Source organism: Flavobacterium sp. (assembly GCF_040382755.1).
Classification (GTDB): Bacteria; Bacteroidota; Bacteroidia; order Flavobacteriales; family Flavobacteriaceae; genus Flavobacterium.
Genome location: NZ_JBEIET010000268.1, coordinates 1 through 1,347, shown reverse-complemented (window position 1 = coordinate 1,347; position 1,347 = coordinate 1). Strand labels below are relative to the sequence as shown.

Sequence of the window (1,347 nt, the reverse complement as noted above, 5' to 3'; positions counted from 1 at the left end):
CAATCCTGTCCTAAATAAATTTTCAAAAAAAAATATTTCTTCAATTTTCTTCGTAAAACTATTCAAATTTAGTCTTTTCTAAAATAGAACCCCCTGTATTGATATTGGAGGTGGATCTATATGCTCTTCAAACGGCTTATTCAACCATTTTTGTAAATCAATTTTAACAAAAAGATTTAGCCTTATAAAGGCTACTAAATTTGATAAATGCCATTCAAATATCGATTGAGCTTTTAAAGCTTTTAGGATAAGTATAGTAATCAATGCTGTCCAAATTTGAGTCATCACTGCGTTTTCACTCGTACCAATAAAGCTTTTTATATGAAGTATTTGTTTGATATCTCTGAAAAATATTTCAACTTGCCATCTGCTTTTATAAAGTTCACTAATGGTATTGGGTGACCAATTAAATTGATTGGTAATAAGTTCTATCACCTGATTTTTTTCTTCATTCCACACAGAAACTCTTCTCAGTTTTTTTGGATATTTATTTTTAGACACATCACTTTTCAATTCAATAATTTCATCTTTTAATATATGTTGATTGTAGTTTTCTGGTAGTTCATTTTCTTTGAGAGATACGTATTGTAAGTTCTCTTTATGCCTAATAACGAAAAACACCCCTTTGCTGTCCCAAACATTTAATAGTTGAAAATCATTGTAAAACCTATCTGCTACAACAACACTTCCTTTTAGCAACGGAATATCATAAGCCCCTTTATTATCGGCTGTTTTACCATCTGTAATATTTACATAAGCAGGTAAATTACCATCAAAATCAAGAAGTGTATGCATTTTGACAGCTCCTTTTGCTGTTTTATATTTAGCCCAATCAAATATGCTTAAACATAAACTAATTGTTGTTGAATCTAAAAGGAAAATCTTTGTCTTTATACGAAACTTTACTTGTTTGAATTTTGGATGCTGTCCTAAACTTTCAAACAAATGAAAATAGTATGCTTTGAATAGTTCATGAGTTCGATTTTTATTTTGATAACTAATGGTTGACTTAGATGGGGCACTGGATATACCAAGATGATTTAAATTTCCAGTTGCAGATCGGAGACCATTACTAATATCTCGAACAGATTGACTTTTGGCAAATTGACAAAATAGCATTGAAACTAGATGTGTCCAACTATTATATCCCTTACAATGTTTATCGGTTTGCTTATCCTTGACTAATTTGTTGAATTTTGTTCGGTCTAATTTGGAAATTATTTGAGAAAACAAAGTTATATTTGCCATAAGAGGGAGTGGGTTTTGTTGTGCAACTCAAAGTTAATTTGAGATACGAAATTATCCCTCTTATTTTTTCTTTTTTTTTAATCGTTTAGGACGCTATTG

At 30.1% G+C, this 1,347-nt stretch carries 1 protein-coding gene; it reads right to left on the bottom strand.

Features of this window, described 5'->3' with window-relative positions; all coding sequences use genetic code 11:
* Positions 1-78 precede the first annotated feature (78 nt).
* Positions 79-1,248 carry an IS4 family transposase gene (locus tag ABWO04_RS11935; RefSeq protein WP_353079903.1) on the bottom strand — a complete coding sequence of 390 codons (1,170 nt, stop codon included), beginning with the start codon at positions 1,246-1,248 and terminating at the stop codon, positions 79-81.
* Between the last annotated feature and the right edge of the window lie 99 nt (positions 1,249-1,347).